Below are 17,836 nucleotides of genomic sequence, written 5' to 3'. Positions count from 1 at the left end.
TTGCGTGCGGGAAAGCCACCGAGGAGTGGTATCGAGCCGGGAGATTATGGCAAGACCCGCGTGCCTGCCAGCGCCAATCAATGCCTGAACATCCCGGACGGATCCCCTGTCGCGACGACCACGGGCCTGTCGCGATGCGCCGATGTCTCGACAAGGATTGCCCTGTTGCCGGTGCGGATACCCTTGGCAGGCGGCGCAGGCCGCGTGCGTGAGGCACGGTGCCAGACATAAGACTACCGGACCGGTAGAGCCAACCCCATGACGCGCGGCTGCGCGTGCCGCCTGCACGATCTCCCCGACCACGCCCCGACGCGTGCCGGTCCGGCCTGAAACAACCGCAGCCAACGCGCCGCGCCACATCGTTTGCACCCGCCCCGGCGCCCCACTCGGCCGACACGCGCCAAACACACCATGCGCCTGCCATCCCGGCACGATGCAGCGGTCCACGCCGCAGTCCCCGCGTTCTGCAGGGCGGTGCTGCGCTGCCGCCAAGAGATGTGCGAGAGCGCAAGCCGGGACCGAGACGCCGCCGCTTCCCACCGCTGATGGGGCATTCGGCGTGCTCTGCATATCCGTTCGGATCACGCGCCCCGCTTTTGGATCGTCACTCGCCCCCGATGCCCGCTCCGGCATCTCTTTGCGCCGTGGGAGACACGGGCAAGCCGCCGTAGTGACAAGCTTGTTTACGCAACCAACCTCCGAGGACTTGTTCATGCCAACCGAAACACCCGCCGCGACTGACGGATCGTCGGCGCCAATGATGCCCACCGTCACCTTTCTCGGAGGCGAGGCCGGCTTCCGCAACAGCTTCGGGATGTACAAGATTGCCGAAGACGGCGCGATCCATGACGTGCAGATCCTGTTCGCCAACGCCTCGTCCACCGGCAATGGCGGTCCGCTCGAAGCGGGCCAGTCTCAGGTCGTTCTCGACGTCGATGCGGGTGATCAGATCGGCTTTTTCGTGCTGCCCGACGCCTACACGCTCAACGATATCGGCGTTCTTGAGGCGGACAATCTGGAGTTTCGCGACTGGGGCGGCGGTCCGGCAAATGTGTTCGACGATACCGGTCTGCGTCTCTATGCCATTGACGCGGAAACCGGCGCGGAAACGCTCGTCGATGCGCGCTGGAACGCGGCAAGCTGGCACATGGCCCACAATGCCGAAGCCGGGATCACCATGAACGTGGACGGCGTCGACCACACCCGCGGGCATCTGCAATATGATGGCAGCGTCACGCTCGGCTTTGCGGACGTATACGGAAGCGACAATGGCCGCTTTGACAGCCTCGTCGTGAACGTCAACCTGGCCAGCAGTGGTGCTCGGATCGTCGACGACAGCATTTATCATGGCACAGACCAGACCGCGCACGCCTGGATCGCGCCGTTTGACATTGCAGAGTCCCGTCCCGCCGGGCCTGTCGCGGTGCAGCCCCGCGCCGAACGTCCTGACCTGAGCGACGAGGCGGCCATCGGCGGCGATGATGCGGCGACCCCGGCAACGGTGACCTTCATGGGCGAAGGCGCGTGGTATCAAAGCACCTTCGGGATGTACAAGATCGATGACCAGGGGATGATTTACGACATCGAGATCATCTTTGCCAATTCGTCCAATGTCGGCAGCGGCGGTGATCTGGTCGCAGGCGAAACCACCGTCGAGATCGACGCCGCGCTGGGGGACACTCTTGGCTTCTTCATCCTGTCGGACGGCTGGCGGATGAACGCGGACAAATCCGTTTTCGAGGCCGACTCCTATGTCTTCCGGGATTGGGGCGGTGGCGCGGGCAACGTCTACTGGAGCACCGGGCTGCGTCTTTTCGCGGTGGATGCGGAAACCGGATCGGAAACACTCGTGAACGCCCGCTTCAACGCGGCCTCGTGGCATATGCATCATCGTCCGGAAGACGGGATCGACATGAATGTCGACAATTTCGATCATTTGCGCGGTCAGCTCAAATTCGACGGCAGCATCACCGTTGGCTTCGAGGATATCAGCGGCGGCGGCGATCGGGATTTCAATGATGTGATGTTCAACATCGATCTTGGTGACAGCGGCGCGGTGATCGAGGATGAGGGCATCTTCGACGGCACCGACCAGACCGAAGGCGGCTTCTTCACCGAGGATCGCGAACCGGCAAAGGCCATCGTCACCTTCCTCAGCGAAACCGCCGACTACAAGAACACGCTGGGCATGTACAAGATCGCCGAAGACGGCACGATCGAGGATGTGCAGATCATCTTTGCAAACGCATCCAAATACGACAATGGCGGCACGCTCATCACCGGCGAATCACGGGTGGATATCGACGTTGACGCAAGCGACACGCTCGGCTTCTTCATCCTGCCCGATGGCTATGCGCGCAACAGCGACAAGAGCCTGTTCGAGGGCACCGCCTATGTGTTGCGCAACGCCGACGGCGAGATCGGCAACGTGAACACGGACCAAGGGTTGCGCCTCTTCCATGTGGATGCGGAGACCGGCGTGGAAACACCCCTGCTTGCGCGCTATGGCAACACCACCTTCCACATGAGTCACGACCCCGAACGCGGTATTTCGCTCAATGCAGACGGGCTTGACCACGGGCTTGGCGAAGCACGGGACGGCAATGCCGTCATCCTCGGTTTCGAGGACATCCAGAACAACGGCGACTGGGATTTCGACGACGTGGTGGTGCAGGTCGATCTGTCAAACACGGGTGCAACCGTGGCCGACAGCAATCTCAAAAGCGATGCCGACGCCGACCAGAGCCTTGTTGGCTGGCTCTTCGAAGCCAATGACGAGGTTTTCGACATCCAGCCGTGGCGTGGAGAGAACGACCGCCTGAGCGTGACCCAGAGCGCCGCATGGATTGACGCGCTTGCCGGTGACGACTTAGTCTATGGCGATCGCACCGCCAACAGCTTGCGCGGCAATGACGGGCATGACGTGCTTTTGGGTCGCGAAGGCGACGATACGCTCGATGGCGGCGATGGCGATGACCACCTCAACGGCGGGATAGGCGACGACCGTTTGTCGGGCGGCGCCAATACCGATCTGCTCTGGGGGCAACTGGGCAATGACACGATGTCCGGCGGTTCGGGTGCGGACAAGCTCTGGGGCGGTGGCGGATCGGACGACCTGTCCGGGGGTGCAGGCGCCGACCGGCTCTACGGTGGCAGCGGCGCCGACACGCTGCTCGGCGGCGCGGGTTCAGACACGCTGATGGGCGGCACCGGGTCGGATGTGTTTGTCTTCGGGCCACAAAGCCGTGCGGCGGATATCGATGTGATCACCGATTTCAGCCTGTCGGGCAATTCCGCAGACGTGATCGATCTGTCGGCGCTGGGCCTTCTCGCACCGGAGCAGACCGCGACCAGCTGGCTGGCAGAGAACACCCTGCGCGAGGGCGTCAACCTTGCGCTCGATCTCGATGGCGCGACCCTTGTGCTCGAAGAGGCGGGGCTCGAACCGGACGCGCTGCACGCGCTTGAGAGCGTTGTGATCTTCTGAGTGTTCGACGCCCGACCACATTGACCGAACGGGCGGCATGCCGGTGCCGCCCGTTTTCATTCGGGGCTCCCGGTCCGGGCCGTCGTCTCGTCAGGCAACCGCCAAGAGTATCGCAAACAGCCCGCCGCGGGACACCAACACAAACCGGTCCCGCCCGACTGGGATTATTCGCGCAGGACGCTTTACCTTTCCCAAAGACAGTTTATCTGCGATCAGATCCAAGGCGGTCAGCGCGTGATCCCGCCTGCAAACCTGGAGCGATTGAACATGGCTGTGACACTTCTGGATGGCGGCATGGGTCAGGAGCTGGTCCGCCGTATGGGCAAACCAACGCCGCTTTGGTCAATGCAGGCCCTGATTGATGCGCCTGAACTCGTGCGCGCGGTGCATAACGATTTTTTCGCCGCCGGGGCAGAAGTGGCCACGACCAACAGCTACGCGGTCTTGCCCGATCGCCTCGCCGCTTTCGATCTGTCGGACAAGCTTGCCCATCTGATCGAGACGAGCTGTCGTCTTGCCACCGATGCCCGCGATGCCGCAGGCGGCGGATGCGTGGCCGGCTCGCTTGGGCCCTTGGGGTTTTCATACCAGCCGGACAATGCCCCCGCGCCGGAAATTGCCGCGGAGATCTATGCCGATGTGGCGCGGCTTCATGCACCTCTTGTCGACGTGCTATTGCTCGAAACCATGTCCTCGGTCGCGCAGGCACGCGGGGGCCTCATGGGGGCCGGTGTTCCGGGCAAACCGATCTGGCTGGCGCTGAGCGTCGATGACACCGACGGAACCCGGCTGCGCTCGGGCGAGCCGCTTGACGACATCGCCCCGTTGCTGGCGGAGTTCGCGCCGGACCGGGTCTTGCTCAACTGTTCGCGGCCAGAGGCTATCTCGCAAGGTCTGCCCGTGCTTGCCGGGATGCACCCGCATGTGGGCGCCTACGCCAACGGGTTCACGCGGATCGCCGAGGACTTCAGCAGCATCGGTGCCACCACCGACCTGTTGAGTGCCCGACAGGATCTCGGGCCTGAAGAGTATGCGACCTTTGCCGAGGCGTGGGTCGATGCCGGTGCGCAAACGGTTGGCGGGTGTTGCGAAGTGGGCCCTGACCACATCGCCGTGCTGGCGCGGCGGTTTCATGGCGCCAAGGCTGCCGCACCCCTGCCCGTCACCCACGCCGCATCCGCCAATTAAACGAATTACGCCCGTTCACGGGGATGCGGCGAGGCATGCGCCCCCGATCCCGCAAAGCCATGCCTGTCCCGATATGTTACGAATTTCGCCAAAAGGCGGATTTCGCGTAACGATATTCTTGCCTGAACACATCGGACCGGCTACCGTGCGCACACGACAGGATGACCGGGAGGCGCGCCGCTGTGGATGCATTTGTTTGTGACGGGTTACGCACGCCCATTGGGCGCTATGGCGGTGCCTTGTCCTCGATACGACCGGACGACCTCGCGGCGCTGACCATTGCGGCCCTGCTGGAGCGCAATCCCGGGCTCGATCCTGCGGCGGTAGACGAGGTTGTCTTTGGCAACACCAACCAGGCGGGCGAAGACAGCCGGAACGTGGCCCGCATGGCGGCGCTGCTCGCGGGCCTGCCGGAAACGGTGCCCGGTTTCACCGTCAACCGGCTTTGCGCCTCGGGTATGGATGCTGTCGCTTGCGTCGCGCGGGGCATCAAGGCCGGTGACTATGCGCTTGGGATTGCCGGCGGCGTGGAGAGCATGAGCCGCGCCCCTTTTGTCATGCCCAAGGCGGAAACCGCGTTTTCCCGCGCCAACGCGGTCTATGACACCACCATCGGGTCGCGCTTCGTCAACCCGAAGATGGACGCGCTCTATGGCACCGATGCCATGCCCGTGACGGCCGACAATGTCGCCGAAGATTACAACATCAGCCGCGCCGATCAGGACGCCTTTGCGAAACGGTCGCAGGACCGCTGGCACGCCGCGCAACAGGCCGGGCGGTTCGCCCGCGAAATCGTGCCTGTGCCTGTTCCCCAGCGGCGCGGGGCACCGATCGTTGTGGAAACGGACGAACATCCCCGCCCGGACACGACGCTTGAAAAGCTCGCCAAGCTGCGCGGGATCAACGGGCCGGACAAGAGCGTGACCGCGGGCAATGCGTCTGGCGTCAACGATGGCGCGGCCGCCCTTATCGTGGCTTGCGAAGCCGCGGCGCAAGCACAAGGGCTGACGCCCATGGCGCGCGTGGTCGGCTCTGCCTCCGCGGGTGTCATGCCCCGCGTGATGGGGATCGGACCGGTTCCGGCGACGCAAAAACTGCTGGACCGCACGGGCCTCAGCATGGACGACATGGATGTGATCGAACTGAACGAAGCCTTTGCAAGCCAGGGCCTTGCCACGTTGCGCGCGCTTGGCGTCGCCGATGACGACCCGCGCGTGAACCCCAATGGCGGTGCAATCGCGCTGGGCCATCCGCTTGGCATGACCGGGGCGCGGCTGGTTCTGACCGCGGCGCATGAGCTGCAAGACCGTGGCGGGCGCTACGCGCTTTGCACACAATGCGTGGGTGTCGGACAGGGTGCCGCGCTCATTCTGGAACGGGTCTGACCCCAGCGAGAGGACGGGATCGCGATGTATGCACAAATGATCAAATCCGAGGCGACGCAGGACGACCCCGACAAGCTGGCGGCCTTCCAGGCACGCATTGACGCGGGCGAAAAGATCGAGCCGAAGGACTGGATGCCCGAAGGCTACCGCAAGACCCTGATCCGCCAGATCGGACAGCATGCCCATTCCGAGATCGTCGGGCAGTTGCCGGAAGGCAACTGGATCACCCGCGCACCGACGCTGGAACGCAAGGCGATCCTGCTGGCAAAGGTGCAGGACGAGGCGGGCCACGGGCTTTATCTTTATTGCGCCGCCGAAACGCTGGGCGTGAGCCGCGATGAGCTGACCGAGATGCTGCTGGATGGGCGCATGAAATACAGCTCGATCTTCAACTATCCCACGCTCACATGGGCCGATATGGGCGCCGTGGGCTGGTTGGTCGATGGCGCTGCCATCATGAACCAGGTGCCGTTGCAGCGCACCTCCTTCGGGCCCTATGCTCGCGCGATGGTGCGGATCTGCAAGGAGGAGTCCTTCCATCAGCGGCAGGGCTTCGACATCATGCGCGCCATGGCCAACGGGACCGAGGCACAGCGGCGGATGGCGCAGGATGCGCTCGACCGTTTCTGGTATCCGGCGCTGATGATGTTCGGCCCGTCCGACAAGGACAGCGTGCATTCGGCGCAATCCATGGCGTGGAAGATCAAGATGAATACCAATGACGAGTTGCGTCAGAAATTCGTCGATCAGACCGTGCCACAAGCCGAATATCTGGGCCTGACCGTCCCCGACCCGGCGCTGTGCTGGAACGACGAAAAGGGCGGCTACGACTTCTCCGAGCCGGACTGGTCGGAGTTCTTTGCCGTGATCTCCGGCGATGGCCCCTGCAACGCAGAACGCCTGGCCGCGCGCAACAAGGCGTGGGACGATGGCGCGTGGGTGCGCGACGGGCTCATGGCCCATGCGGAGAAAAAACGCGCCAGCAAGGTGGCCGCGGAATGACGCAGCTTGCGGAGATCAACGTCGCGCGGCTTCTGCATCCGTTGGAAGATCCGCGGGTTGCGCCTTTTGTCGCTGCGATAGATCGGATCAACCGCCTGGCCGAACGCTCAGACGGGTTCGTGTGGCGCAATGCCGAAGAGACTTCCGGTCCGATTGGTGGCGATCCGCAGATGATTGCCACCGTGTCGGTATGGGCGTCACCGATTCAGTTTGAGCGCTTCGTGTTCGGCACCCTACACCGGCAATTCTACGAGCGGCGCGCCGAGTGGTTCGGCATCCTCGACAGCATGCATTTCGCGATGTGGTGGGTTGCTGACAAGACCCACCCGAGCCTGTCGGACGCGCTTGCCCGGCTTGCGCATCTCAATGCGCATGGGGACAGCGACCATGCGTTTGGCTGGGACCATCTCGCCGCGGATCAGCGCTGGCACAAGACACCATCTCCAGTTCAGGGAGCGTCGACATGAGCACCGAATGGCCCCTTTGGGAAGTGTTTATCCGCGGCCAGCACGGGCTGAGCCATCGCCATGTGGGCTCGCTGCATGCGCCTGACGCGGAAAAGGCGATCCTGAACGCGCGCGACGTGTATACCCGCCGCAACGAGGGCGTCTCCATCTGGGTGGTTGAAGCCGCCCATATCGCCGCCTCATCGCCATCCAGCAAGGGGCCGCTTTACGAGCCATCCGAAAGCAAGGTCTATCGGCATCCGACGTTCTTCGACATCCCCGACGATGTGGGGGCCATGTGATGACGGGCGCGGAACTGGCGGTGCCACGGGAAACGCTGTTCGAATTCCTCTGCCGCATGGGTGACAACACGCTTGTTCTGGGCCATCGGCTGTCGGAATGGTGCGGTCATGCGCCGGTGCTTGAAGAAGACATTGCGATCGCCAACACCGCGCTCGACCTGATCGGCCAGACGCAGATGTGGCTTGGCCTTGCGGGCACGATCGAGGGCAAGGCGCGCGATGCCGACGCGCTTGCCATGCGTCGTGATGTCTGGGATTTCCGCAACATCCTGCTTGTTGAACAGCCCAATGGCGATTTTGGCCAGACGCTGATGCGGCAATGCCTGTTCGACCACTGGCACCTTCTGCTCTTGCAAGCGCTGGAACACAGCTCCGATGCCCGGATCGCAGAGATTGCGGCAAAGTCGGTCAAGGAAGTGACCTACCACGCTGAACGCTCCTCGGAATTGGTGGTCAGTCTGGGCGATGGCACCGAAGAAAGCCGCGCGCGGATGCAGGCCGCTCTGACGCTGCTCTGGCCCTATGTCGCGGAAATGTTCGAGACGGACGCCCACGACACGACCTTGTCGGAGGCCGGGATTGCGCCCACGCCGGAAAGCCTGCGCGCGCCCTACATGGACGCCATGACCGCTCTTCTGACCGCCGCGACGCTGTCACCGCCCGACACCCGCACCGGTCAGACCGGCGGGCGCAGTGGCAAGCGGCACAGCGAGCATCTCGGGCACATGCTGACCACCATGCAATGGCTGCAGCGGGCCTATCCGGATGCGCGGTGGTGACATGAGCACCCCGGCCTCCAGCGCGATGCCTACCCTCGACCAGGTCCGTGACTGGCTCGAAAGCGTGCCCGACCCGGAGATTCCGGTGATCTCGGTGATGGATCTGGGTATCGTGCGCGGGCTGCGCTGGGATGACGATCTGCTCGAAGTCTCGGTGACGCCGACCTATTCGGGCTGTCCCGCCACCCGGGTGATCGCGCAGGATATCGAAGCCGCTCTCAGGGAGAAGGGCGTGTCGAAGCTGCGTATCCGCACACAGCTTTCGCCGCCCTGGACCACGGATTGGCTTTCGGACAAGGGCCGCGCGCGGCTTGAGGAATATGGCATAGCCCCACCCTCCCCATCCGGCGGCCCCAAGGCCTGTCCGCGCTGCCAGAGCGACGATCTTGAACGGATCAGCCAGTTCGGCTCGACGCCGTGCAAGGCCCATTGGCGTTGCCGGACCTGCCTTGAGCCGTTCGACTATTTCAAATGCCTGTAGCCGAGACCTGCCATGCCCCGCTTTCACCCCCTTGAAGTGACCGATGTGCGCAAAACGATCCGCGATGCCGTGGTTGTCACGCTGCGCCCTGTGGAGAGCGGCGATTTCCGTTTCACCCAAGGCCAGTATCTGACGTTTCGGCGGGATTTTGATGGCACCGAAATCCGCCGCTCCTACTCGATCTGCTCGGGCGTGCAGGAAAACACGCTTCAGGTCGGCATCAAGCGTGTTGCCGACGGGGCGTTTTCAAGCTGGGCCAATGACACGCTTGCCCCCGGCATGGTTCTGGAAGCGATGGAACCGATGGGCGCGTTCCACACGGCGCTGGACCCGGACTCGGCGCGCCAGTATCTGGGTTTTGCAGGGGGGTCCGGGATCACGCCGATCCTGTCGATCATCAAGACGACGCTCGATGCCGAACCAAATGCACGGTTCACGCTGGTCTACGCCAATCGTGGCGTTCACACGATCATGTTTCGCGAAGAGCTTGAAGACCTGAAGAACCGCTACATGGGGCGGTTTTCCGTGATCCATGTGCTGGAAAGCGACGCGCAGGAGATCGAGCTTTTTCACGGGCGGGTGGACGAAGCAAAATGCGCCGCCTTGTTCGAGCACTGGATCGACGTTTCTGCCGTCGACGTGGCCTTTATCTGCGGCCCGGAACCGATGATGCTGGGCATCGCGGCGGCGTTGCGTGCCCATGGGCTCACCGACGCACAAATCAAGTTCGAGCTGTTTGCATCGGGGCAGCCCGGACGATTGCCGAAACGCGCAACAGCCCAAAATGCGGGTGAAGCAAAGCCAACGCGGCTCGACGTGATCATCGACGGCGCCCGGCGGACGATCGAAACCACTCGTGACAGCTCGATCCTGCAAGCGGCCATCGACGCCTCGCTTGATCCGCCGTTCTCCTGCACGGCAGGGGTCTGTTCGACCTGCAAATGCAAGGTTCTCGAAGGCGAGGTCGAGATGGTGGCAAACCATGCGCTCGAAGATTACGAGGTGGCGCAAGGCTACAGGCTGTCCTGTCAGTCCTATCCGATGAGCGCCCGGGTCGTGGTGGATTACGACCTGCATTGACGCGCAACCGTGCCAGCCTTGCCGCGCCATGCGTCGAGCCCTCCCGCAAAACCGGTGAGTTGGTCGCGCGCATACCGCTTCCCGACAACGGGCCCACAGCCGTCTACACCCACTGTCCGAACGCGACCGTCGCCCCCCGCAACGCCAGCCTAGAGCGCGCCAACCCCGCCCAGCATCAAGCGCGTCACAAGGTCCGCGTGGCGCGCGCGTGCGTCGGCGTCGGCCTGCGGCGCCCATTGCGCAAAGCTCGTCAGCATGGAAAATGCCAGCCGGCTCACGGCACGCCGTTGCTCTGCGTCCTGTTCCAGCGTTGGCGCGCAGCGCGACAGCACGCGGCCAAGCTGGGCCTCCGTATCGGCCACATAGCTTTGAAGGATGTCCTGCTTCTCCCGCGGCAAGGCGCTGCGTGCTTCGCGATACACCGTTTGCTCCGCGTCCCTCCCGTCGAAGGCCAGCAGGATCTCTCCAACCATGCGCCGCAACGCTTCCTGCGGGCTCAGGTCCTCCACCGACAGCCAGATCAACCGGTCGCGCAGCGCAGAGAGATACCCGTCGAGGATATCAAAAAGCAGTGCGTCCTTGCTGTCATAGTAGTGATAGAGCGTCGCCTTGGACAAACGGCACTCTGCCGCGATCCGCGCCATGGACGTTCCGGCCAGTCCGTGCGCGGCAAAGCTGTGCGCGGCGGCTTTGAGGATCCGCCCCCGTTTTGCGTCATGATCCGCCGAGATCGTGCGCGCCATCGCGTCAGCCTGTGTCGCGATTGTCGACCACACGCACCGCTTTGCCTTGGCTGCGGGGCACGGACCCCGGCGCCCCCACCACCGCCTCGACAGAGATGCCAATCAGGGATTTGATGTGGTGGCGCAGCTCCGCGCCGAGACGCGCGCGGCTTTCGGGATCGGCGGATGCCGGGTCTGCCTCCACATGCACCCGCATCGCATCAAGTCGTCCGTCCTTGACCAGTTCGATCTGGAAATGGGGTGCCAGCCCGTCGGTTGCCATCACGCGTTCCTCGATCTGGGTCGGGAAGACGTTGACCCCACGCAGGATGATCATGTCGTCGCTGCGCCCGGTGATCTTTTCCATCCGCCGCATGGAGCGCGCGGTTCCCGGCATCAGCCGTGTCAGATCGCGCGTGCGATAGCGGATGATCGGCATGCCCTCCTTGGTGAGCGTGGTAAAGACAAGCTCGCCCTCCTGCCCGTCTTCGAGCACGGCGCCGGTCTCCGGGTCGATGATTTCAGGATAGAAGTGGTCTTCCCAGATATGCAGCCCGTCCTTGGTTTCGACGCATTCATTGGCCACTCCGGGCCCGATCACTTCGGACAGCCCGTAGATATCGACCGCGTGCATGTCGAAGGCGTCCTCGATCTCCGCGCGCAATGCGTTGGTCCATGGCTCGGCGCCAAACACGCCCACCGCCAGCGCCGTCTCGCGCGGGTCCTTCCCTTGCGCCCGGAAAGCCTCAAGGATGTTGAGCATATAGGACGGAGTTACGAGAATGCCGCGCGGCGAAAAATCCTCGATCAGGGAAATCTGGCGCTCGGTCTGCCCCCCGCCCATCGGGACCACCGTGCCGCCCAGACGCTCAATGCCGTAATGCGCACCCAATCCTCCGGTGAACAGCCCGTAGCCATAGGCATTGTGCACCACATCCCCCGCGCGCAACCCCGCCGCCCGCAAGGAGCGGGCCACCACATCCGCCCAGAGGTCGATGTCGTTCTTGGTATACCCGACCACGGTCGGCTTGCCGGTCGTCCCCGAGGACGCGTGCAGCCGCGTGATGCGCTCACGCGGCACGGCAAACAGCCCGAACGGATAATTGTCGCGCAGGTCGGACTTATGCGTGAAGGGAAACCGGGCCAGGTCTTTCAGATCGCGGAGGTCGTCGGGATGCACCCCGGCCGCGTCGAACCGTGCCCGATAATGGGGCACGGAATTATAGGCATGGCGCAGTGACCATTGCATGCGGTCCAGTTGCAGCGCGCGTATCTCGTCAATCGACGCTGTTTCGATCGGGTCAAGATCGCCCGGTCTCGGGCTGAGATCTTCCATATCCGGACCTCCCTCTGTTCTGGTCAAAGCCGGGCTTCTGCGCGCCCTCGCATCGTGACTGTCATGCTATGCGCAGCGCGGCTGGCGGGGCCAGCCGGGAATATCGGGTGTGACCCGCTTTTTCACGCGCGGTGGCGCTTTCCGGCATCGGGTCGCGGCGGCGCCCGCCACAGGAACCGGCCTCGTCACTCTGCAAAGAGCTGACCCCGAAGCGCCCGCGAATGCCCCCGAAATTGCGCGATCACGATTCCGTCCTGGTTGCGCACGCACACGTCATAGATCCCCGACCGACCGCTCAGCGACACTTCGCGCGCGCAAGCGGTCAAGACATCGCCCTTCCGGGCGGGCGCCAGATAGGTGATGCTGTTGATCTGGGCCACGCTGATCTGGTTGCGGCTGTTGCAGGCAAAGGCAAAGGCGCTGTCGGCAAGCGCAAACGAAACGCCGCCATGGCAGGTGCCATGCCCGTTGCAGTGATGCGCGGCAACCGTGAGGGACATTTCCGCCGTGCCCTCGTCCACCGCGTCCAGATGCATGCCCATCCATTGCGACGCGGCATCCGTCTCCCACATCGCGGCGGCCGCGCGCGTTGCACGCTCTTTCGGCGTCATCTGGCGCAGGTTCCGCCGACCGGCGCACCGACAGCGGGGCAATACATCACGCTTTGCCGTGCAGGCATTTGAAATCTCATTATTTCCACCACTCCGTCCCAATCCCTAAAAACCCGCTGGTCGAGGAATGATCCGCCATGTCAGACTTGCATAAACCAACCGGTCGGTCATTGATAACAAGATGACAGGCCCGGAAAAGACCCAATTGGCGGAGCAGGTTGCGATGACAGAGATCAGGGATGTATCGAGCTATCTGATCGGGGCATGGTGCCCGCCAGATGCGGAGGCGCGCCCGATCCACGATGCCGCGACCGGCAGGCAGCTTGCACGGGCCGGGCACGGGTCGCTGGACACGGCCGGTATCCTGCGCCACGCCCGCGAGGTTGGCGGTCCGGCGCTACGACAATTGTCGTTTCATGACCGGGCCCGGATGATCAAGGCCCTCGCACAGCATCTCGATGCGAACAAGCAAGCGCTTTACGATCTGAGTTTTTCCACCGGGGCAACCCTGCGGGACCACGCCTTCGACATCGATGGCGGCATAGGCACGCTGTTCGTGTTTGCCTCGAAAGCCCGGCGCGAGATGCCCGATGCCACGGTCTATGTTGACGGCCCCGTCGAAGCACTGTCGCGGGACGGCTCCTTTGTGGGGCAACATATCTGCACCCCGTTGCGCGGTGCCGCCATCCATATCAACGCGTTCAACTTTCCGGTCTGGGGGATGCTCGAAAAGCTCGCGCCGACCTGGCTTGCGGGTATGCCGGCCATTGTGAAGCCAGCCACGGCGACCTGCCACGTGACCGAGTTGGCGGTGCGGATCATGCTCGACAGCGGACATGTTCCCGACGGCGCATTGCAACTTGTCTGTGGTGGGATCGGTGACATGCTCGACCACGTGTCAGGGCAAGACGTGATCAGTTTCACCGGCTCGGCCGAGACCGCCGCCCGGCTGCGCAGCACCCCGGCGATCCAGCGCGAAGCCACGCGTTTCAGCGCCGAACAAGACAGCCTCAACGCCACGATCCTCGGGCCGGACGTGCCCCCGGATGCCCCCGAGTTTGATCTCTTCGTGTCGGAAGTGATCCGCGAAATGACCGTGAAGGCGGGCCAGAAGTGCACCGCGATCCGACGGATCCTCGTGCCGGCTGACGCCATCGACCCCGTCATCACCGCACTGTGCGCACGGCTGTCGCGGATCACGATTGGCGCAGCTGACGATCCGGAAACGGATATGGGGCCGCTGGTTTCGAGCGCGCAATGCGCCGACGTGCGCGCCAAGGCGGCGCTGATCGCAAGCGAAGCGGCCTGCGTCTTTGGCGACCCGGATGCGCCGCCGCCAGTGCCGGGTGGCGCCTTTTTCGCGCCGCTGCTCTTTTTCTGCCGCGATCCCGACGCGGCGCATCTCGTCCATGAAACCGAAGCGTTCGGTCCTGTCGCAACCCTCATGCCCTATCGCGATCTGGATCACGCGGTGGCATTGGCCAATCGCGGTCAAGGCTCTCTGGTGGCGTCGTTGATCACGCATGACCCCGAAGTGGCCCGAACCGTCACGCTTGGGGCGGCGGCGTGTCATGGCCGCATCTACCTGGCGGATCGCACCACGATGAAAGCAGGCTCGGGCCATGGCGCCCCGCTGCCTCACATGATCCACGGCGGTCCGGGGCGCGCGGGCGGCGGCGAAGAACTTGGCGGCATCCGAGCGGTCCTGCACTACATGCAACGCACGGCCGTGCAAGGCAGCCCGGACATGCTGCGGGCCATCACGGGACGTCACGTGCCCGGCGCGACACCGGTTCCCGCACCCGCGCATCCCTTCACCAGGGGCTTTGACGCGCTGCACATCGGCGAAACGCTTGAAACCGAGGCCCGCACGGTGACGCTCGACGATATCGAGACCTTCGCGCATTTTACCGGCGATACGTTTTACGCCCATATGGACGACGCCGCAGCGGCACGAAACCCGTTCTTCCCGGGGCGTGTCGCGCATGGTTACCTGCTTCTGAGCTTTGCCGCCGGCCTGTTTGTCCACCCGGAAGAAGGCCCTGTTCTGGCCAATACCGGTCTTGATGCGCTGCGCTTCCTGAAGCCCGTATCGCCCGGGGATTCCGTTTCCGTCCTGCTGACCGTGATGTCCAAGACGCCTCGCAACCCGGCCTATGGTGAAGTCCGCTGGCATGTGAAGATCAAAAACCAGAACGCGGAGCCTGTTGCAGAATACGAGCTTCTGACGATGAACGCGTTCGACACCCCCGCCGCGTGACCCGGTCCGGCGCGATGCCCGCCCCTCCGCCCGATATCGCCGCCCTGTTGGCCGCCCGAGACACACCACGCGTCTGGTCCCTGCTTGTGAGCCTGTTCGGCGACGTGGCGCAAAGCCCCGATGCACGTCTGAGCGGCGCCGCGCTCGGACGGATGACAGAGCCGTTTGGCGTCAAACCCGAGGCGCTGCGCGTGTCGCTGCATCGGTTGCGCAAGGATGGTTGGATCGAAAGCACGCGCGAAGGGCGTCGCGGCTTCTATCGTCTCACAGAAACCGGGCACCGTGAAAGCCGTCGCGCCAGTCCGCGGATCTACAGTGGCACGGCACTTGCCGAAGAGGCTTTTGTGCTTCTCTGGGATCCCAGCGCAACGCCACCGGACGCGCTGACAAGCGCCGCCGTCACGCTTTCTGCAACATCCGCGCTGTCACCGCGCCCGGCAGAGGACGCAGGGGTGTTATCACTCTTGCTGGCGCCCTCTGAGCCGGTGCCTGCCTGGATACGTGCGAAGGTCTGCCCAAAAGCGCTTGTCGAGCAGTCCCGCGCGCTGCTGACACTGCTCGAAGCGGTTGCCGCTTGGCGCGCAGCGACTGCTGAACACCAGAACGCAAGCGCGTCTGCGGTTGCCCGTCTGCTGGTTCTGCATGAATGGCGGCGGCTAGTGTTGCGTCAACCGACCCTGCCGGACTTTGTGTTCCCGAAGGGCTGGCAGGGTCCGGCGTGTCGCGCCCGCGCGCGGGCATTGCTCGCCAGCCTTCCTCGCCTGACACCCAAGCAGATCGAGGCGTTGGGTTCGCTGTGCTGACGCCTTTGGAACGGTCACCGACCCGATGCGAAAACCGGTTGGCCAGACGGTCCCCGACATCCACTCCGCATGACCTGTTTGCGAGGGCAACACCCTTGGTCTTGAGACAGGGTCGGTGACATGTCCCCGGTGCCACCGCATCGATCTCCGCCGAGATGCGCGATCTTTTCCCGGTCGGCAAGGTCGGATCAAGTTCGGCATGCAAGCCTCTGTCATTAATGTGAAAATTGCTCTTTTCTGTCGACAATGACATATGACATAGCCTCCGAAGGCATCCTACGTGACGGATTGGCAAGCCGAGGTCCCCGACATGATCGGCCGAAGCGCTTGCAGCATGTCATCATACGACCACCGCGCGCTGTGTCGCTGGGGCCAATCACCAAGCAGGCGCGTGAGCGCATGTTCCGCCGTTGGAGGATGGATGTCTGCGTCACGCTCGCTTTGATCGGGATCCGCGTCAAAAAAATTGGAGCGATGCGATCGATACTCCGATTTCCGCCGCATGGACAAAATCGACCTCCGCCTACTGCGTCTGGTCGCACCTGGGGGCCATCGCACTGCGTTACAGTTGCCGCGCGAGGAGAGCAGACCGGCTCCGCGGTCTACCATGGGAGCCTGTTTGAGGCCGATCTGATCGAAGATCGTGCCCATGACCGGTTTCACGCATTTCGCAGACAGGACGCAATTTGGAACAAGGCGGGTGGTTCTTGACGACCGGGCCTTGCGGTGCACGCGGTCTGACCTTTTTAAACAATGTGGTCGGTTGGTGCCTTCGAACAGCACCAACCAGCCCATTTGCCCCTTTTCGGTGGCGGGTCTTGGTCGCCGGTCAGCCGCCTGCTGCGAGGTCCCGCGCCAGCTCGAGATAGCGTTTTGGCACGAACACGCCATCCGACAGGGCGCGTGCTATTGCTTCGGCCCTGCGAGCGCCCGGCAATCGTGTCCCCTCCATCTCGGCAATCCGGCCAAGAAGGGTTTCCATGCGTTCGCCGAACCTGTCCGCCCCTTCCGGTGGAGACCAGAGGGTGATGAACTGGCCAACACCCGGCCGCGCGCCCTCGCCCGAAAAAAAGGACCCGGCATCTGCGCTGAAATTGGCGCCGGTCATGGCCGCAGAAAGCACCTCGACCATCAATGCCAAGGCTGTTCCCTTGGCGCCACCAATCGGAACCATCGAGCCATCGAGCGCCGCCTTGGGATCGGTCGTCGGACGCCCTTCCGCATCGAGCGCCCACCCTTCCGGGATATCGGCTCCCGCCTTGTGCGCGTTCATGACCTTGCCGCGCGCCACAACGCTGAGCGACAGGTCGATGACAAGCGGCGCTCCTTTCGCCCGGGGCGCTGCAAATGCTATGGGATTGGTTCCGAAAAGCGGATCACGCGCACCCCAGGGCGCGATGGCAGGCGGCGAATTGGCAACCATCATCGCCGCGACGCCCTGCTTGGCTGCGCGCTCCACCTGTAGCGACAATGCACCGCAGTGATGGGAGCGGTGGATCGCAACAAAGGCCGCACCCAAATCCTGCGCGGTTTCAACAGCGGCGTCGATCCCGGCCTCCATCGCTGGATAGGCGAAACCAAAACCGGCATCCACATGCACGATCGCTGGCTTGGGCCGCGTGATGACCGGCATGGCGTGACCGATCACCTTGCCGGTTTTGACTTGCGCGATGTAGTCACCCAGCCGGGAGAACCCATGCCCGACCTGTCCCTCCGCTTCAGCCGCCACAAGGGCGCGGGCGACAGACCGCGCCGTCTCCTCGGGAACCCCATGCGCCACAAACGCGCGCTCCATCAAGTCTTCTGCCTCGCTCAGAGGCAAGAAGGCACCGTCATCCGCACCCTGCATCGGACCCCTCACGCGGATCTGTAGAGTTTTGTCATTGAGAACTCTCTGTGTCCGAGGGCTTCAGCGGCGGTGTTTCTGCCGTTTGCGGTGCGCCGGATCATGTCG

The 17,836-nt window shown here is 63.7% G+C and carries 15 protein-coding genes; 11 read left to right on the top strand and 4 right to left on the bottom strand.

Annotated features, from left to right (window positions below; translation table 11 throughout):
* Positions 1-712: 712 nt before the first annotated feature.
* From J1C49_RS08355 to J1C49_RS08315, 9 genes are all read left to right on the top strand, one after another.
* Entirely contained in the window at positions 713-3,487 is a 2,775-nt protein-coding gene (locus tag J1C49_RS08355) for a DUF4114 domain-containing protein (RefSeq protein WP_227445364.1), read from the top strand.
* A gap of 267 nt (positions 3,488-3,754) precedes the next feature.
* A complete protein-coding gene (locus J1C49_RS08350) occupies positions 3,755-4,675 on the top strand; it encodes a homocysteine S-methyltransferase family protein (RefSeq protein ID WP_227445363.1) in 921 nt (306 codons plus the stop codon).
* 182 nt (positions 4,676-4,857) lie between these two features.
* Positions 4,858-6,060 carry a 3-oxoadipyl-CoA thiolase gene (gene pcaF, locus J1C49_RS08345; protein WP_227445362.1) on the top strand — a complete coding sequence of 401 codons (1,203 nt, stop codon included), beginning with the start codon at positions 4,858-4,860 and terminating at the stop codon, positions 6,058-6,060.
* Positions 6,061-6,084: 24 nt separating this feature from the next.
* On the top strand, positions 6,085-7,062 hold the full coding sequence (gene paaA / locus J1C49_RS08340) for a 1,2-phenylacetyl-CoA epoxidase subunit PaaA (RefSeq protein ID WP_227445361.1): 978 nt from the start codon (positions 6,085-6,087) through the stop codon (positions 7,060-7,062).
* Complete coding sequence (locus tag J1C49_RS08335) at positions 7,059-7,529, top strand: DUF3291 domain-containing protein (RefSeq protein WP_227445360.1); 471 nt, start codon at positions 7,059-7,061, stop codon at positions 7,527-7,529. Before paaA ends, J1C49_RS08335 begins: the two co-directional genes overlap by 4 nt.
* Entirely contained in the window at positions 7,526-7,810 is a 285-nt protein-coding gene (gene paaB, locus J1C49_RS08330) for a 1,2-phenylacetyl-CoA epoxidase subunit PaaB (protein WP_227445359.1), read from the top strand. The genes J1C49_RS08335 and paaB overlap by 4 nt, the downstream gene beginning before the upstream one ends.
* A complete protein-coding gene (gene paaC, locus J1C49_RS08325) occupies positions 7,810-8,589 on the top strand; it encodes a 1,2-phenylacetyl-CoA epoxidase subunit PaaC (protein ID WP_227445358.1) in 780 nt (259 codons plus the stop codon). The genes paaB and paaC overlap by 1 nt, the downstream gene beginning before the upstream one ends.
* 1 nt (position 8,590) lies before the next feature.
* Positions 8,591-9,070 (top strand): 1,2-phenylacetyl-CoA epoxidase subunit PaaD, encoded by a 480-nt coding sequence (gene paaD / locus J1C49_RS08320; protein ID WP_227445357.1) that lies wholly within the window; start codon positions 8,591-8,593, stop codon positions 9,068-9,070.
* Between the two features lie 12 nt (positions 9,071-9,082).
* Positions 9,083-10,150: a 2Fe-2S iron-sulfur cluster-binding protein gene (locus tag J1C49_RS08315; protein ID WP_227445356.1), complete on the top strand. Its 1,068-nt coding sequence runs from the start codon at positions 9,083-9,085 to the stop codon at positions 10,148-10,150.
* A 149-nt stretch (positions 10,151-10,299) separates the two neighbouring features.
* Here the strand turns inward: J1C49_RS08315 and J1C49_RS08310 are convergent, their stop codons facing one another.
* The 3 genes from J1C49_RS08310 to paaI all read right to left on the bottom strand — a co-directional run bounded on the left by J1C49_RS08310 (position 10,300) and on the right by paaI (position 12,819).
* Positions 10,300-10,893 (bottom strand): TetR/AcrR family transcriptional regulator, encoded by a 594-nt coding sequence (locus tag J1C49_RS08310; protein WP_227445355.1) that lies wholly within the window; start codon positions 10,891-10,893, stop codon positions 10,300-10,302.
* Between the two features lie 4 nt (positions 10,894-10,897).
* Positions 10,898-12,208, bottom strand: a complete 1,311-nt coding sequence (paaK, locus tag J1C49_RS08305) for a phenylacetate--CoA ligase PaaK (RefSeq protein WP_227445354.1) — start codon at positions 12,206-12,208, stop codon at positions 10,898-10,900.
* Positions 12,209-12,393: 185 nt separating this feature from the next.
* Positions 12,394-12,819: a hydroxyphenylacetyl-CoA thioesterase PaaI gene (gene paaI / locus J1C49_RS08300; RefSeq protein ID WP_227445353.1), complete on the bottom strand. Its 426-nt coding sequence runs from the start codon at positions 12,817-12,819 to the stop codon at positions 12,394-12,396.
* 223 nt (positions 12,820-13,042) lie between these two features.
* Here paaI and paaZ point away from each other — a divergent pair, with 223 nt between their 5' ends.
* The gene (paaZ, locus tag J1C49_RS08295) at positions 13,043-15,079 is read left to right on the top strand and encodes a phenylacetic acid degradation bifunctional protein PaaZ (RefSeq protein ID WP_227445352.1); all 2,037 of its coding nucleotides are present in this window, start codon (positions 13,043-13,045) and stop codon (positions 15,077-15,079) included.
* A gap of 14 nt (positions 15,080-15,093) precedes the next feature.
* Positions 15,094-15,882 carry a PaaX family transcriptional regulator C-terminal domain-containing protein gene (locus J1C49_RS08290; protein ID WP_227445351.1) on the top strand — a complete coding sequence of 263 codons (789 nt, stop codon included), beginning with the start codon at positions 15,094-15,096 and terminating at the stop codon, positions 15,880-15,882.
* 829 nt (positions 15,883-16,711) lie between these two features.
* On the opposite strand, the gene J1C49_RS08285 is transcribed toward J1C49_RS08290, so the two are convergent.
* Positions 16,712-17,731: an Ldh family oxidoreductase gene (locus J1C49_RS08285; protein ID WP_227445350.1), complete on the bottom strand. Its 1,020-nt coding sequence runs from the start codon at positions 17,729-17,731 to the stop codon at positions 16,712-16,714.
* Between the last annotated feature and the right edge of the window lie 105 nt (positions 17,732-17,836).

It is taken from the genome of Cognatishimia sp. F0-27 (assembly GCF_020667845.1).
Classification (GTDB): Bacteria; Pseudomonadota; Alphaproteobacteria; order Rhodobacterales; family Rhodobacteraceae; genus JAFMPQ01.
The sequence above is the reverse complement of the archived record's forward strand: the minus strand, read 5'-3'. Positions and strand labels throughout refer to the sequence as shown.

Coding starts and splice junctions, on each gene's coding strand:
- J1C49_RS08355 (WP_227445364.1), top strand. CDS start 713: ATGCCAACCGAAACACCCGCCGCGACTGACGGATCGTCGGCGCCAATG.
- J1C49_RS08350 (WP_227445363.1), top strand. CDS start 3,755: ATGGCTGTGACACTTCTGGATGGCGGCATGGGTCAGGAGCTGGTCCGC.
- paaA (WP_227445361.1), top strand. CDS start 6,085: ATGTATGCACAAATGATCAAATCCGAGGCGACGCAGGACGACCCCGAC.
- J1C49_RS08335 (WP_227445360.1), top strand. CDS start 7,059: ATGACGCAGCTTGCGGAGATCAACGTCGCGCGGCTTCTGCATCCGTTG.
- paaB (WP_227445359.1), top strand. CDS start 7,526: ATGAGCACCGAATGGCCCCTTTGGGAAGTGTTTATCCGCGGCCAGCAC.
- paaC (WP_227445358.1), top strand. CDS start 7,810: ATGACGGGCGCGGAACTGGCGGTGCCACGGGAAACGCTGTTCGAATTC.
- paaD (WP_227445357.1), top strand. CDS start 8,591: ATGAGCACCCCGGCCTCCAGCGCGATGCCTACCCTCGACCAGGTCCGT.
- J1C49_RS08315 (WP_227445356.1), top strand. CDS start 9,083: ATGCCCCGCTTTCACCCCCTTGAAGTGACCGATGTGCGCAAAACGATC.
- J1C49_RS08310 (WP_227445355.1), bottom strand. CDS start 10,893: ATGGCGCGCACGATCTCGGCGGATCATGACGCAAAACGGGGGCGGATC.
- paaK (WP_227445354.1), bottom strand. CDS start 12,208: ATGGAAGATCTCAGCCCGAGACCGGGCGATCTTGACCCGATCGAAACA.
- paaI (WP_227445353.1), bottom strand. CDS start 12,819: ATGACGCCGAAAGAGCGTGCAACGCGCGCGGCCGCCGCGATGTGGGAG.
- paaZ (WP_227445352.1), top strand. CDS start 13,043: ATGACAGAGATCAGGGATGTATCGAGCTATCTGATCGGGGCATGGTGC.
- J1C49_RS08290 (WP_227445351.1), top strand. CDS start 15,094: ATGCCCGCCCCTCCGCCCGATATCGCCGCCCTGTTGGCCGCCCGAGAC.
- J1C49_RS08285 (WP_227445350.1), bottom strand. CDS start 17,731: ATGCAGGGTGCGGATGACGGTGCCTTCTTGCCTCTGAGCGAGGCAGAA.